13 protein-coding genes are annotated in these 13,422 nt (G+C 48.9%); all 13 read right to left on the bottom strand.

Annotated features, from left to right (window positions below; genetic code table 11):
* Positions 1-33: 33 nt before the first annotated feature.
* Complete coding sequence (locus tag ACTHTY_RS00280; RefSeq protein ID WP_440366462.1) at positions 34-864, bottom strand: phosphatidylserine decarboxylase; 831 nt, start codon at positions 862-864, stop codon at positions 34-36.
* 225 nt (positions 865-1,089) lie between these two features.
* Positions 1,090-1,356 carry a hypothetical protein gene (locus ACTHTY_RS00275; RefSeq protein ID WP_150537685.1) on the bottom strand — a complete coding sequence of 89 codons (267 nt, stop codon included), beginning with the start codon at positions 1,354-1,356 and terminating at the stop codon, positions 1,090-1,092.
* On the bottom strand, positions 1,337-1,744 hold the full coding sequence (locus tag ACTHTY_RS00270) for a phage holin family protein (RefSeq protein ID WP_049349053.1): 408 nt from the start codon (positions 1,742-1,744) through the stop codon (positions 1,337-1,339). Before ACTHTY_RS00270 ends, ACTHTY_RS00275 begins: the two co-directional genes overlap by 20 nt.
* A gap of 109 nt (positions 1,745-1,853) precedes the next feature.
* Positions 1,854-2,288, bottom strand: coding sequence for a DUF883 family protein (locus ACTHTY_RS00265; protein WP_070843376.1), 435 nt, complete (start codon positions 2,286-2,288; stop codon positions 1,854-1,856).
* Between the two features lie 193 nt (positions 2,289-2,481).
* A complete protein-coding gene (gene sucD, locus ACTHTY_RS00260; RefSeq protein WP_070734676.1) occupies positions 2,482-3,372 on the bottom strand; it encodes a succinate--CoA ligase subunit alpha in 891 nt (296 codons plus the stop codon).
* 10 nt (positions 3,373-3,382) lie between these two features.
* Entirely contained in the window at positions 3,383-4,549 is a 1,167-nt protein-coding gene (gene sucC / locus ACTHTY_RS00255; protein WP_003675098.1) for an ADP-forming succinate--CoA ligase subunit beta, read from the bottom strand.
* Positions 4,550-4,620: 71 nt separating this feature from the next.
* On the bottom strand, positions 4,621-4,908 hold the full coding sequence (locus tag ACTHTY_RS00250) for a hypothetical protein (RefSeq protein WP_004519272.1): 288 nt from the start codon (positions 4,906-4,908) through the stop codon (positions 4,621-4,623).
* 124 nt (positions 4,909-5,032) lie between these two features.
* Positions 5,033-6,466, bottom strand: coding sequence for a dihydrolipoyl dehydrogenase (lpdA, locus tag ACTHTY_RS00245; RefSeq protein ID WP_440366099.1), 1,434 nt, complete (start codon positions 6,464-6,466; stop codon positions 5,033-5,035).
* Between the two features lie 259 nt (positions 6,467-6,725).
* A complete protein-coding gene (gene odhB / locus ACTHTY_RS00240; protein ID WP_002217383.1) occupies positions 6,726-7,907 on the bottom strand; it encodes a 2-oxoglutarate dehydrogenase complex dihydrolipoyllysine-residue succinyltransferase in 1,182 nt (393 codons plus the stop codon).
* Positions 7,908-8,006: 99 nt separating this feature from the next.
* Complete coding sequence (locus tag ACTHTY_RS00235) at positions 8,007-10,835, bottom strand: 2-oxoglutarate dehydrogenase E1 component (RefSeq protein ID WP_440366098.1); 2,829 nt, start codon at positions 10,833-10,835, stop codon at positions 8,007-8,009.
* A gap of 209 nt (positions 10,836-11,044) precedes the next feature.
* On the bottom strand, positions 11,045-12,328 hold the full coding sequence (gene gltA, locus ACTHTY_RS00230; RefSeq protein ID WP_440366097.1) for a citrate synthase: 1,284 nt from the start codon (positions 12,326-12,328) through the stop codon (positions 11,045-11,047).
* A gap of 125 nt (positions 12,329-12,453) precedes the next feature.
* Positions 12,454-12,702, bottom strand: coding sequence for a succinate dehydrogenase assembly factor 2 (locus ACTHTY_RS00225; protein ID WP_440366096.1), 249 nt, complete (start codon positions 12,700-12,702; stop codon positions 12,454-12,456).
* Positions 12,703-12,705: 3 nt separating this feature from the next.
* Positions 12,706-13,413 (bottom strand): succinate dehydrogenase iron-sulfur subunit, encoded by a 708-nt coding sequence (locus tag ACTHTY_RS00220; protein WP_003678833.1) that lies wholly within the window; start codon positions 13,411-13,413, stop codon positions 12,706-12,708.
* Positions 13,414-13,422 lie beyond the last annotated feature (9 nt).

Raw genomic sequence — 13,422 nt, 5'->3', positions numbered from 1 at the left:
TTCTTGTTTTAGCCAATCATTTAAAACTGACTATTAATCTTTCAACACATCTTGCACAGCCGCTTGAATCTTAGCCGCCGCTGCTTCGATTTGCTGTTGTTCGGTAGATTGGCTTGCCACTGTTTCAGCCGGAGCAGCTTGAGAAGCCGGAGTTGCTTGTGAAACTGGCGCGGCTTGTGGAGCTGCGGCTTTAGGCTCAGATTCAGCTTGCGGCGCAGTCAGCGGCAAACGCGCCAATACAGTGCTGACGCCGGTGACTTTATCGCCAATCGCCACTTGCGCCTGCGCATCGACAGGCAGATACATATCCACGCGCGAGCCAAAGCGGATAAAACCATAGCGTTCGCCGCGAGACAGTTTCGCACCTGCTTGGGTGTAGCACAAAATACGGCGTGCCACCAAACCGGCTACTTGAACAAAAGTAATTTCACGACCAGAAGCCGTAGTCGCCAAAACCGCATTACGTTCATTTTCTGTGCTGGCTTTGTCCAAATCCGCATTCACGAATTTGCCTTTGTTATAGACCACTTTCGTTACCGTACAATCGGCAGGCGATTTTTGCGAATGCACGTTGAACACGTTCATAAAAATACTGATTTTCAAAGCATCGACATCACGATACGGATCGCGTGCGCGCTCGACCACCACGATACGGCCGTCAACAGGGCTCAACACCGCTTCAGGATTTTGCGGAATCTCACGCGCAGGGTCGCGGAAAAACTGCAAAGCAAATACAGTAAACACCCAAAACGGCAAAGACCACCAGCCGCAGCACATAGACACTAGCAGGCTCAAAGCCAAACCGCCGCCGATAATTGGCCAGCCCTCACGGGCAATAATCGGGTGGGGATACAAACGGTTCATCATTTATCCTTCATTTAATAATTTCAAAATTGCCGCCATTATATCTGAAACTCCAAACATTGAGGCCGTCTGAAATGTTCAGACGGCCGGTGTCTTTTGTAAAAAATACTCAACATAGATAAAGTTTCAGTTTCGGCAACACAATGACGCAGCGTCCTCAACACGCGGCTCACACGAGCCAACAATACGCTGCAAATATCATTTCGACCAAACCTCTGCCCTCGATTATCTCGACAAGCCCAGTATGACCGCCAATACCAGCCAAATCCAATGCCGACGGCGCGATGTAGAAAACAAAGCGCGTTGAGACAGCAAACGCGTTTGGCTCAGCTGATACGCCACATCGGCCAACATTACCAAGCGATTAGTCTGCCGAGCATTACCTTCTTCCGCTTTACGCAGTTTCAAATTTTCCGCTTCAATCCGCAGCCGCACCAGCTTGGCCTCTAAAAGCAGCAGCTCGCGCGCTTCTTCATACTCCTGTCGCTTCATCGTCCGCATCCTTATCTATCTCACCGCGCAAATACGCAATATCCGATCGAATATCCTGCAAGGTCTCAGCCACACGGCTGCCCTGCTCCCGATAATCTGCCGATACTTTGCGGAACAATACAGCAATAATCAACAGGCTTACAAAGAAAATGCCGAAAAATACCCACAAAGCGGCCACATCCGACAGCACGCGGTTCAAGCCGAACAGCAAACCGACCAAGCCCACCATCAACAGCGCGCCGGACAACACCAGCCAAACCGCCAACCGGAACACATTCTCCGCCTGACGTGTCAAATCCAAGCTCAATACCTGCAAACGCAGCAGCAGCAAATCCGCGCCCTGATTCAACAAAGCCTTGCCATGTTCAAAACGTTGGCGAATTCCCATCTCGATTATCCTTTTTCTCAGGAAACATAAGGCTAAGGCCGTCTGCACGGCGCAATGAAATCCATGATTTCATATACACACCTGTTCAGACGGCCTTAACATATTCACATTAACGGCGGTTCAACAACACACCGACAACCAAACCGGCCAATGCGGCAAAACCCATCGCATAGTATGGTTTTTCATGCACCACTTCATCAGCGTGTTTGGCACCGCGTTTCAAACGCTCGCCCGCATCAGCTTCAAATTCGGCAAAACGCTCTTTGCCTTCTTTAAAACGTTCCTGAGCCGCCTCTTCAAACTGCTCGTATTTTTCACGCGCACGCTCGGCATGATGGCGCAAACGTTCGCCGGCCTCTTCTTCAAAACGGCTCAAACGCTCTTTGGCCGCGGCCAATTTCTCTTCCAATTTGGCCCGGGCTTTGCCGCCCTCTTCCGAACCGGCTTCCACACCATCGCGGTACAACTCTTCCACATCATCCATCACTTCTCGGATGTCTTTCAGCAAAGCCTCGCGACGTGCCTCAAAATCGTGTTTTTTCATGGTTTTCTCCTTGATATAGGTTGATATGGTTACAGATTGTTCATCTGTTAATAATATTATAACCATTTATTTCCAAATAAACGTTAATTTAAATTAAATTAAGTGCTTATTCTGAAAACAACCCAATGGAATTTAAAAAAGGCCGTCTGAAAACTTCAGACGGCCTTTTCAATTCAGTTTAAAGACTTAAGTTTTATGCCAAACCTTTTGCTTTCAACACTTCCAGCATGGTAGTGCCCAACTCGGCAGGGCTGCGGGTGTAAGCGATACCGGCTTTTTCGAAAGCGGCGAATTTTTCTTCGGCAGTACCTTTACCACCGGAAATAATCGCACCGGCGTGGCCCATACGTTTGCCTTTAGGAGCGGTAACACCAGCGATGTAACCGACAACAGGTTTGGTTACGTTGGATTGGATGTATTCGGCTGCTTCTTCTTCTGCAGTACCGCCGATTTCACCGATCATGATGATGGCATCGGTATCTGGGTCTTCTTGAAAGAGTTTCAGTGCGTCGATTTGGTTCATACCAGGAATCGGGTCGCCGCCGATACCGATACAGGTTGATTGACCCAAGCCCAGTTTGGTGGTTTGTGCCACGGCTTCGTAAGTCAACGTACCGGAACGGGAAATAATACCGATGCGGCCAGGTTGGTGGATGTGGCCCGGCATAATACCGATTTTGCACTCACCCGGAGTAATCACGCCCGGGCAGTTAGGGCCGACCAAGCGGGTACCGTTGCCGTTGGTTTCCAAGTAACGTTTAGCTTTGAGCATGTCCAGAGTAGGCACGCCTTCGGTAATCACAACGACCAAGCCTACGCCTGAATCAACGGCTTCAACGATAGAATCCAAAACAAACGGAGCTGGAACGTAAATTACAGATGCGTCAGCGCCGGTTTCTTTAACGGCTTCTTTCATGGTGTTGAATACAGGCAGATCCAAATGGGTTTGACCGCCTTTGCCTGGGGTAACGCCGCCGACAACTTTAGTGCCGTAAGCCAGAGCTTGTTCGGAGTGGAAAGTACCGTTTTTACCGGTGAAACCTTGAACCAATACTTTGGTGTCTTTATTAATCAATACGCTCATTCTTTTCTCCTTAGGCGTTTACGGCTGCAACAATTTTTTCGGCTGCGTCATTCAGGCCGTCTGCAGAAGTCAGTTTCAGACCTGATTCGTTCAGGATTTTCGCGCCGAGTTCGGCGTTGTTACCTTCCAAACGAACAACGACAGGAACGTTGACGTTGATTTCTTTAACGGCTGCCACGATGGCTTCCGCAATCATGTCGCAACGTACGATACCGCCGAAGATGTTGATCAATACGCCTTTAACGGATTTGTCTTCCAAAATCAGTTTGAACGCTTCAACCACGCGGTCTTTAGTTGCGCCGCCACCAACGTCCAAGAAGTTGGCAGGTTGGCCGCCTTTGAGTTTGATGATGTCCATAGTGGCCATCGCCAAACCGGCACCGTTAACCATACAGCCGATGTTACCTTCCAGAGCAACATAGTTCAGGTCGAATTCAGAAGCTTTCAGCTCACGTTCGTTTTCTTGAGATTTGTCGCGCAATTCAGCAATTTTTGGCAGGCGGTAGAGCGCGTTGCTGTCGATACCGATTTTGCCGTCCACGCAAGCCAGTGCGCCGTTTTCGCGAACTGCCAATGGGTTTACTTCAAACAGGGCGAAGTCGTTTTCGATAAACGCTTTGTACGCGCCGGTCATCAGTTTGACGAACTCGTTGATTTGTTTGTCTTTCAAGCCCAGTTGGAAGGCAACTTCGCGAGCTTGGCAAGGTTGCAGGCCGACCAGCGGATCAACGGTTACTTTGAAGATTTTTTCAGGAGTTTCGGCAGCAACTTTTTCGATTTCCACGCCACCTTCGGTAGAAGCCATGAATGTAACGCGGCGGGTAGAACGGTCAACCACTGCGCCCAAGTACAGCTCGGTTTGAACCGGATACATGTCTTCGCAAACCAAAACGCTGTTGACAGGTTGGCCGTTGGCATCGGTTTGGTAAGTTACCAAGTTGGTGCCAATCAGGCTTTCAGCCACTTCTTTTGCTTCTTCGCGGCTTTTAACGACTTTTACGCCGCCCGCTTTACCGCGGCCGCCGGCGTGTACTTGTGCTTTGACAACAGCGAATTTGCCGCCCAATTTGTCGTAAGCTGCAGCGGCTTCTTCGCCGTTGTGTGCCAAAATACCGCCTTGTACGGGCAAACCGTAGCTAGCCAGCAGTTCTTTAGCCTGATACTCGTGTAAATTCATGGATTTCTCCTTAAGGTGAGTGGGTTTTAGGAATCGCCCTGCGGCCAATCCCATATTTTCAGACGGCCCTACTATTTACTGAAGGGCAACCACATCCGCGCCAGCAGATACATGGTTGCACCGCCTCCTCCGAGAATAAAAAAGACAATGCCTTTTTTACGCGAATTCGGGCAGAGCAGATAAACGGCAAGGCTGAAACTGATAAACAACAATGCCACGCGCCAAACCAATTCTTTATCTTTGAAACGGTTGAGCGTATAAGTTTCGGTCATCATCACATACATTTGCCACAATGCGGCCATACACATGCTGATGATGCCCATCGGTATAAAGAAAATACCGACTATTTCTTTGTTCATAATGAATGTAAATGCTGTTTGTTTGCCTGACGAAATTATAAATCAGAAAACGAAGCTCTCGGAACATTCAATTTGTCGGAGGCCTTAAGGCCGTCTGAAAAGTTTCAGACGGCCTTAATGTCTATCAACCGTGCAAAGCGCGTTTGTCGGCTGCCAATGCAGCTTCGTGAACCACTTCGGACAAGGTTGGGTGGGCATGGATAATGCGGGCGATGTCTTCGCTGCTGGCGAAGAATTCGAGCGCAGTCACGCCTTCGGTAACCAATTCGCTGACAACCGGGCCGATCATGTGTACGCCCAAGATGCGGTCGGTTTTGGCATCTGCCAATACTTTAACCGTACCTTTGGCTTTGCCCATTGCCAATGCGCGACCGTTTGCACCGAAACCTGAAGTACCTTTTTTGTACTCCACACCTTCGGCTTTGAGCTGCTCTTCGGTTTTACCCACCCAAGCGATTTCAGGGTCGGTGTAAATCACAAACGGTACGTTGTTGAAGTCGATATGCGGTTTTTGACCGGCAATACGCTCGGCAACGGCAACACCTTCATCGCTGGCTTTGTGTGCCAACATCGGGCCACGAACCACGTCGCCGATTGCCCATACGTTAGGCAGGTTGGTACGGCATTCGCCATCTACTTTGATAAAGCCACGCTCGTCTTTTTCCAAGCCGACGGCTTCGGCATTCAGGCCTTTGGTGTTTGGAATACGGCCGATGGCAACGATCAGTTTGTCGAATACTTCGGTTTTGGCTTCGCCGGCAGCAGTTTCGTAAGCAACGGAAACGCCTTTGCCTTCAGATTTAATGTCGCCGATTTTCACGCCCAATTCGATGCCCAAACCTTGCTCTTTGGTGAAGTATTTGAAGGCTTCTTTGGCGATTTGTTGGTCGGCGGCAGCCAGGAAGGTCGGCGCGGCTTCAAGAATGGTAACTTCTGCACCCACGCGGTTCCATACGGAACCCATTTCTAAACCAATCACGCCGGAACCGATCACGCCGAGTTTGGCAGGCACTTCGGTCAGGTTCAATGCGCCTTCGTTGTCCAATACGTTCACATTGTCGATAGCGACTTGTGGCAGCGGACGCGGTACGGAACCGGTGGCTACGATGACGTGTTTGGCTTCGATAACGGTTTTCTCGCCTTTGTTATCGACTTCGATTTGGTAAGCATCGCCATTTTTACCGACAAAGGAAGCAGTACCGAACAGGCTGGTTACTTTGTTTTTTTGGAACAGGAATTTCACGCCGCCGGTCAGTTTGGTTACGATGGCATCTTTGCGCTCAATCATTTTGGCCGCGTCGAATTTTACATCACCGACAGTGATACCGTGTTCGGCAAAATCGTGTTGCGCAGCGTGGAAATGTTCACTGGATTGCAACAGGGCTTTGGAAGGAATACAGCCTACGTTCAAGCAAGTACCGCCCAATGCAGGGGCATTGCCTGCTTTGTTAACGCCTGCATCGACGCAAGCGGTTTTGAAACCCAGTTGCGCGGCACGGATGGCGGCAACGTATCCGCCCGGGCCTGCACCAATCACTACTACATCATATTGAGACATCGTGTCATCCTTTGCTTTTAGCAGTATCTCAAAATAAAAACGATACTTTTTGTTTCTTTTTTATTTTGAATGACTGCGTTTTGATGGTTTTAAGAAAAGGCCGTCTGAAAGTCCATATCTGTCGATTCATTCGAATCAAATGTTTCAGACGGCCTCAATCGTTCGTTGAGCCTATTGTAGCACGATACTACATTACGCTACATCTAAATAAAAATTCAGACGGCCTTTTCATTAATAAATAAAAGGCCGTCTGAAACGATTACAGATCCAACAACAGGCGGGCTGGGTCTTCCAACGCGTCTTTAATGGCTACCAAGGTCAATACGGCTTCGCGGCCGTCAATGATACGGTGGTCGTAAGACAGAGCCAGATACATCATTGGACGGACAACAACTTGACCGTTTTCAACCACAGCGCGCTCTTTAGTAGCGTGCATACCCAAAATCGCAGATTGAGGCGGGTTGATGATCGGGGTAGACATCATAGAACCGAAAGTACCACCGTTGGTAATACTGAATGTACCGCCGGTCAGATCTTCGATAGCGATTTTGCCGTCTTTTGCTTTTTTCGCGTAATCAACAATTGCTTGTTCGATGTCGGCAATGCTCATTTGGTCGGCATCGCGCAGGATTGGTACAACCAAACCGCGTGGGCTGCCAATTGCGATACCAATGTCGAAGTAGCCGTGGTACACGATGTCTTTGCCGTCAACAGAAGCATTCACAACCGGGTATTTTTTCAGGGCGGCAACAGCGGCTTTAACGAAGAAGGACATAAAGCCCAGTTTCACGCCGTGTTCTTTCTCGAATTTTTCTTTGTACTTCGCACGCAAGTCCATGATCGGTTTCATGTTGACTTCATTGAATGTAGTCAAAATGGCGTTTTCTTGTTGAGAAGCCAGGAGGCGTTCTGCAACACGGGCACGCAGGCGGCTCATTGGTACGCGTTCTTCAGGGCGTGCGCCAGCAGGAAGTGCAACAGCAGGAGCAGCGGCTGCGGCAGGTTTGGCAGCGGCATTTTGTACGTCTTCTTTCAATACGCGACCGTCACGGCCGGAACCTTGCAATGCGTTTACGTCAACACCGGTCTCGGCAGCCAATTTGGCGGCAGCAGGCATAGCGGCGTTGTTTTGTGCAGCAGCAGGAGCGGCGGCTGGGGCAGCTTCGGCAGGCGCGGCGGCTGGGGCTTCAGCAGCGGCAGTAGCAGCTGTATCGATGCGTGCCAAAACTTGGTCGGCAACAACGGTTTCACCGTCTTGCGCTACGATTTCAACCAATACGCCGGCTTGTGGAGAAGGTACTTCCAAAACCACTTTGTCAGTTTCGATATCGATCAGGATTTCGTCACGGGCAACGGCTTCGCCAACTTTTTTCTTCCATTCCAAGAGCGTGCCTTCAGATACGCTTTCAGACAGCATAGGTACTTTTACATCAATAATCATTTTGTGTCTCCAATGGCCCTTTCAGACGGCCTGTTGTGTGTTTTTAATTCTGCATATGGGCATTCCGCCTGAACAATTTCAAACGGAATGCCACTAGGCTTACAACGCCAAAGCGTCTTCAACCAATTGTTTCAATTGAGCAATATGTTTGCTTGAGTAGCCCACTGCAGGCGATGCGCTGCTTGGACGACCGGCATAAGACAGTTTTTGCTCTTCGCTGATAACGTCTTCAATGCGGTGGCGGATTTGGTAGAACGCACCTTGGTTTTTCGGCTCTTCTTGTGCCCAAACCACAGATTTTGCGTTCGGATATTTCGCCAGTTCAGCTTTAACCTCCTCGTATGGGAACGGATACAGCTGCTCAACGCGGACGATAGCGACATCATCTTCCAGTTTACGCTCGGCACGGCCTGCTTCCAAGTCATAGTAAACCTGACCGGCACACAATACTACGCGTTTCACGCTGTCGTTGCTTGCGCGTTCTGCGGTATCGCCGATAACCGGACGGAAAGTCGAACCTTCGGTGAAGTTTTCCAGCGGGCTCATTGCACCTTTGAAGCGCAACAGGCGTTTGGACATGAAAATCACCAGCGGTTTGCGGTATGAACCCAAGACTTGACGTTGCAAGAGGTGGAACATTTGCGACGCTTCAGACGGCATGATGACTTGCATATTGTTCTCAGAACACAGTTGCAACCAACGTTCTACGCGTGCAGAAGAGTGCTCAGGGCCTTGACCGTCGTAGCCGTGCGGCAGGATGGTGGTCAGGCCGCACAAACGACCCCATTTGGTTTCGCCTGAAGACAGGAATTGGTCGATAGTTACTTGCGCGCCGTTGGCGAAGTCACCAAATTGAGCTTCCCAAATGGTCAGCTTGTCAGGAGCGGAGCAGGCAAAGCCGTACTCGAACGCCATCACGGCTTCTTCGTTCAAGATAGAGTCGATAACCAGGAACTCGCCCAAGCCTTCGCCCATGTTGCGCAGAGGAACATAAGTACCGTCGTCCCATTTTTCGCGTTTTTGATCGTGCAGAACGGCATGACGGTGTGAGAATGTACCGCGGCCGGAGTCCTCACCGGAGATACGCACGCCATGACCTTTAGTCAGCAGGCTTGCGTATGCGAGGGTTTCGGCCATACCCCAGTCGATGGCTTGTTTGCCGGATGCCATGGCTTTACGCGCTTCGATCACACGTTTTGCAGTCGGATGCAGGGCAAAGCCTTCCGGTACAGCGGTGAATTTCTCAGTAAGACGCTCAATGTCGGCGGCAGGCAAACCGGTTTCGATTTTTTCGCGCCAATCTTTGCCTTGGTATTTGCTCCAGTCGATTTGTGTGCGTTGGAAATTGCTCAACGTTGTTTGTTCAACATGTTCGCCTTTGTCCAAAGCATCACGGTAGGCTTGGATGTAACCGTCAGCCTCAGCTTGGGTTACCACGCCTTCGGCAATCAGTTGTTCGGTGTACAAAGCACGCGCACCCGGGTGTTGCGATACTTTTTTGTACATCATCGGTTGGGTCAGGGTCGGATCATCGCCCTCGTTGTGGCCCCATTTACGGTAGCAGACAACGTCGACCACGATGTCTTTATGGAATTTTTTGCGGTAATCCAAAGCGGCTTGGATAGCAAAGCAAACGCGTTCAGGGTCATCGCCGTTCACGTGGATAACCGGAGCGGAAACCATTTTCGCGATATCGGTACAGTGTACGGTAGAACGGGTATCGCGGGTATCGGAAGTGGTAAAGCCGATTTGGTTGTTGATCACGATGTGAACAGTACCGCCGGTGGTATAGCCGCGTGTTTTAGACAGGTTGAATGTTGCTTGGTTAACACCCAAACCGATAAATGCGGAGTCACCGTGAATCAATACCGGCAAGACTTTATCGCGGCCGTTTTCGCCCAAACGTTTTTGTTTGGCGCGTGCAGAACCTTCTACTACTGGGTTAACGATTTCCAAGTGTGACGGGTTGAATGCCAAAGAAACGTGCATCGGGCCGTGTGGCGTAGCAATGTCGGAGCTGAAGCCCATGTGGTATTTCACGTCGCCGCTAGGCAATTTGATTTCGGCACGGCCTTCAAATTCGGCAAACAGATCAGCCGGTTTTTTGCCCAAAATGTTAACCAAAACATTCAGACGGCCACGGTGTGCCATACCGATGATGACTTCTTCCACACCGTCTTTACCGGCGTTTTGAATCAGGTAGTTCAAACCGGCAATCGCGCTTTCGCCGCCTTCTACACCAAAGCGTTTTTGACCGACATATTTGGTATGCAGGTAGCGTTCCAGAGTTTCGGCAGCAGTCATTTCCTTCAAGATACGGCGTTTTTGTTCAACGTTGTAGCTTGGCGTAGACAGTACGCTTTCAAAATAATTACGAACCCAACGACGCTCTTCGGTATTTGGAATGTAGATGTACTCTACCGCGATATGGCCGCAGTAGGTTTGTTTGAGGTTACTGATGATTTGGGACAGAGGCAGTTTGCTCTGACCGGAAAAATCGCCCTCGCCCATATTGAACTGAAGTACCATATCGGCATCTGACAGACCGTGGAATTTAGGATCGAGAGCTTCGATATTTTGAGGAGGAATACGTTTGAGCGGATCAAGTTGGGCTGCACCCACGCCTTGGATACGATAGGCAGAAATCAGTCGCAAAACGCTGACTTGCTTTTTCATCATTGCCTCATCCACACCGCCTACGACGGCTGCGGCAATTTTCTTTTTAGCCAAAGTGGCAAATGATTCACGAATCGGTGTATGGGCAACATCGACAGCGACTGCGCCCGGCTGTTTACTCAAATCGGTAAAGTACTGTTTCCATTTTTCATCGACAAATTCCGGATTATCCAGAAACTTTTCATACAACTCCTCGATGTATGGTGCATTAGAACCAAACAGATAAGAGAAATTGAGTTTTTCGTCCATCATGGCGTGAGCTCTTTTCTTTAAAATATAAACAAAGGGTAGAATCCCGTGTTCTCCGAACGGAATTCAGGCCGTCTGAAATGACACTTTATTCTACCCTATTTCAAATCAAATTACCTGCTATCAACTTAATTAATTACGACCAACCTCATTGAAAACGGCAATTCGATTTTTTCAAACGACTTTTCAACAATATATTAATATATTGTCTGTTAGCGCTTATCTACCGGAACATAATCACGACGTTCCGCACCGGTATACAGTTGACGTGGGCGGCCGATTTTCAGTGTCGGATCGCTAATCATTTCATGCCAATGTGAAATCCAGCCTACACTGCGCGACAATGCGAAGATAACGGTAAACATTTCAGTTGGAATGCCCAATGCGGACAAGACGATACCGGAGTAGAAGTCGACGTTTGGATACAGCTTGCGTTCAACAAAGAATGGGTCTTTCAGTGCAATTTGTTCCAATTCCATTGCCAGTTTGAATTTCGGGCTGTCTTCCAAACCCAACTCTTTCAAAACTTCATAACAGGTTTCGCGCATGATGTTGGCTCGTGGGTCCATATTGCGGTATACGCGGTGACCGAAGCCCATCAGACGGTATTTGCGTTGTTTCACACCTTCCATGTATTCAGCAACATTAGATACATCGCCGATTTCGTCCAGCATCTTCAACACAGCTTCGTTTGCACCGCCATGTGAAGCACCCCACAGACAGGCGATACCGGCAGCGATACAGGCAAATGGGTTCGCGCCGGAAGAACCGGCCAAACGTACGGTTGAAGTTGACGCGTTTTGCTCGTGATCGGCATGCAAAATAAAGATGCGGTCGAGCGCGCGAGCCAATACTGGATTAGGTTTGTATTCTTCACATGGTGTCGCAAACATCATGTGCAAGAAGTTTTCAGCATAGGAAAGGTTATTTTTTGGATAATTGAACGGCAGACCGTTGGAATAACGGTAACACATTGCCGCAATGGTCGGAATTTTGGAGATTAAGCGGTAAATCGCAATTTTACGGTGCTCAGGATTGGCAATATCCAAGCTATCTTGGTAGAAAGCAGACAAAGCGCCAACCACGCCAACCATCATCGCCATTGGATGCGCATCGCGACGGAAACCGCGGAAGAACCAAGTCAGCTGTTCATGCACCATAGTATGGTGGCTGACTGTGGCATCAAATTCTTTTTTCTGTTCAGGGGTAGGCAGTTCGCCGTAAATTAACAGATAGCAAACTTCCAAGTAATCAGATTTTTCGGCCAGCTGCTCGATAGGATAACCACGGTAATACAACAGACCTTCATCGCCATCAATATAAGTGATTTTGGATTCGCAACTTGCAGTTGACACGAATCCGGGGTCGAAGGAAAACAGACCTGTATTTTTTGTCAACGCACGGATGTCAACCACATCATGGCCGATACTTGCTTCCAATACTGGCAGTTCCAAGGTCTCTTGATTTGGGGTGGTGAGCTTGACTGATTTAGACATTCTTAAACTCCTTTGTAAGTTGGGGCTTTCGTTGCCGCCTAAGCGGCACGGTCCTTTTTTTTCAGACGGCCTCAGTATGGAAAGAGCTTGTTCGGATTGGCATCGCAAACAAGCTCTATAACACGTCATGCCTGTCTGATTTTTTCAAGCATAAGAATCAGGTGTTTCTTGTCCGTCGCCGAATGTCCGTTAATCAAGGCAAGCAATTCTTGGTCTTGAAATTCGAGGATTTCGGAAAATTCGGACAACTCCTGATCACTCAGGTGCTCGAATTCTTTTTCCATAAACCTACCGAAGATTAAGTCTAATTCCAACAATCCCCGGCGGGTTTGAAAACGGATTTTCCGTTTGGCAATATCGTCAAAAACCATCATTTCTTAAACGGCTCGTTTCAACATAATCTCTTTAATCTTACCGATGGCTCGGGTCGGATTCAAGTGTTTAGGACATACGTCTACGCAGTTCATAATGGTGTGACAACGGAACAAACGGTATGGGTCGTTCAGATTATCCAAACGCTCATTAGTAATGGTATCACGGCTATCCGCAATGAAACGGTAAGCATTCAGCAAGCCAGACGGACCAACGAATTTATCAGGGTTCCACCAGAATGACGGGCAGGCAGTCGAACAGCAGGCGCACAAAATACACTCGTACAAACCGTCCAACTCTTTACGCTCTTCCTGAGTTTGCAGACGCTCTTTGTCCGCATCGATAGGGTTATCGTTGACAACGTAAGGTTTAATGGAGTGATATTGTTTGAAGAACTGGGTCATATCCACAATCAGGTCGCGGATAACAGGCAGACCTGGCAGAGGGCGGATTTTAACCGGCTGTTTCAGGCTGCGCAGATCGGTCAGACATGCCAAGCCGTTTTTACCGTTGATGTTCATACCGTCAGAACCGCAAATACCTTCGCGGCAAGAACGGCGGAAAGACAATGTATCGTCTTGTGCTTTCAGACGCACCAAAGCGTCCAAAAGTTTAACGTCGGTTGGTTCCAATTCCAACTCATAACGTTGCATATAAGGCTTGGCATCAACGTCCGGGTTGTAACGGTAAATTTCAAAACTCATTTTTTCCATGAGAAGTGT

Origin of the sequence: Neisseria sp. P0019.S002 (assembly GCF_051957155.1) — a bacterium.
Taxonomy (GTDB): Bacteria; Pseudomonadota; Gammaproteobacteria; order Burkholderiales; family Neisseriaceae; genus Neisseria; species Neisseria perflava.
Note: the sequence above shows the minus strand (reverse complement) of the source record. Positions and strands in the feature narration are given on the sequence as shown.

Bases quoted from the DNA above. Each gene is read 5' to 3' on its own strand.
- ACTHTY_RS00280 (WP_440366462.1), bottom strand. From the start codon at position 864: ATGAACCGTTTGTATCCCCACCCGATTATTGCCCGTGAGGGCTGGCCA.
- ACTHTY_RS00275 (WP_150537685.1), bottom strand. From the start codon at position 1,356: ATGAAGCGACAGGAGTATGAAGAAGCGCGCGAGCTGCTGCTTTTAGAG.
- ACTHTY_RS00270 (WP_049349053.1), bottom strand. From the start codon at position 1,744: ATGGGAATTCGCCAACGTTTTGAACATGGCAAGGCTTTGTTGAATCAG.
- ACTHTY_RS00265 (WP_070843376.1), bottom strand. From the start codon at position 2,288: ATGAAAAAACACGATTTTGAGGCACGTCGCGAGGCTTTGCTGAAAGAC.
- sucD (WP_070734676.1), bottom strand. From the start codon at position 3,372: ATGAGCGTATTGATTAATAAAGACACCAAAGTATTGGTTCAAGGTTTC.
- sucC (WP_003675098.1), bottom strand. From the start codon at position 4,549: ATGAATTTACACGAGTATCAGGCTAAAGAACTGCTGGCTAGCTACGGT.
- ACTHTY_RS00250 (WP_004519272.1), bottom strand. From the start codon at position 4,908: ATGAACAAAGAAATAGTCGGTATTTTCTTTATACCGATGGGCATCATC.
- lpdA (WP_440366099.1), bottom strand. From the start codon at position 6,466: ATGTCTCAATATGATGTAGTAGTGATTGGTGCAGGCCCGGGCGGATAC.
- odhB (WP_002217383.1), bottom strand. From the start codon at position 7,907: ATGATTATTGATGTAAAAGTACCTATGCTGTCTGAAAGCGTATCTGAA.
- ACTHTY_RS00235 (WP_440366098.1), bottom strand. From the start codon at position 10,835: ATGATGGACGAAAAACTCAATTTCTCTTATCTGTTTGGTTCTAATGCA.
- gltA (WP_440366097.1), bottom strand. From the start codon at position 12,328: ATGTCTAAATCAGTCAAGCTCACCACCCCAAATCAAGAGACCTTGGAA.
- ACTHTY_RS00225 (WP_440366096.1), bottom strand. From the start codon at position 12,702: ATGATGGTTTTTGACGATATTGCCAAACGGAAAATCCGTTTTCAAACC.
- ACTHTY_RS00220 (WP_003678833.1), bottom strand. From the start codon at position 13,413: ATGGAAAAAATGAGTTTTGAAATTTACCGTTACAACCCGGACGTTGAT.